A 1,107-nucleotide genomic window follows, 5' to 3' on the forward strand; every position below is an offset into this window, starting at 1 on the left:
CCGGCAAACCCCGCATCGCCTGGGACGATGAACAGGCCCAACACGATTTGGTGAGCGCCCTGGTCAACGACGCCCTGGCCGTGCTCGACGACCTCGACCTCACCGCGATCGCCAAGAAGCCCGATAACGAATCCGAGCAGCAGGCGGTGGCGTTGCTGGCGTTGGTGGCCGGCCAGGATGTCGAACCCGCCGCCGGCTCTGACGGCACCGACGGTCGTTGGCAGATCGCGCGCAGGACCGCCCCGGATCGGGTGATCTCCACGGTCGATACCGATGCCCGGCATGCTCATAAAACCCAGTCCCGCCGCCAGGACGGGTTCAAAGCCCATGTCGTGGTCGAACCCGATACCGGGCTGGTCACCGCCACCGAGCTGACCAAAGCCGCTGGCGAGGACAACTCCGATGCCACAGTCGGGGCGCGATTGCTGCCCACCGACACCACCGTCGCCGACAGCGCTGCTGACCTCGAGGTCCTCGGCGACTCGGCATACGCGACCGGGGCCATGCTCTCGTCGCTGGCACCTACCAACTGGACTGCGGTCCTCAAACCCTGGCCACACCGCCCGGCCGTCAAGGGTGGTTTCGTCGGCGACGACTTCACCTACGACGCCACCACGAACACGTTGACCTGCCCGAACAATCTGACTCGGCCGGTCACCGCGAAAGGGCGGGTCACCTTCGGCGCGGGTTGCCGCGGCTGCCCACTGCGCCAGCGCTGCACCACCTCGCCTCGGGGCCGCAAGATTGTTCTCGGTGAACATCACCAACTGCAGCGCGAACACCGAAAACAATTTGCCGACAACCATATTCAGGACACTTACCGGCAACATCGGCCGATGGCGGAACGATCCATCGCCTGGCTGACCCGAAACAACCGCCGCGTGCCCTTCCGCGGTGTCGAGAACAACAACAACTGGCTCCACCACCGCGTCGCCGCGCTCAACCTCCGCCGACTGGCCAGCCTGGGCCTGAGCATTACCCACAACACCTGGACCCTGGCCTGAGCCAGCTCGGCATCCAGGCCACCCCCACAATCACAGCCAGGCGAGACCGACAACCCGACCACAACCCCCAGCCCAGGAAACCAATAATTCAGCAGCCTCCTAG

At 65.4% G+C, this 1,107-nt stretch carries 1 protein-coding gene; it reads left to right on the plus strand.

Annotated elements, in window-relative coordinates; genetic code table 11:
• The coding region (locus AMD30_RS24250) for a transposase (protein WP_156354426.1) at window positions 1–1,004 on the plus strand (1,004 nt) is incomplete at its 5' end.
• Window positions 1,005–1,107 lie beyond the last annotated feature (103 nt).

Source organism: Gordonia sp. HS-NH1, from assembly GCF_001418765.1.
Taxonomy (GTDB): domain Bacteria; phylum Actinomycetota; class Actinomycetes; order Mycobacteriales; family Mycobacteriaceae; genus Gordonia.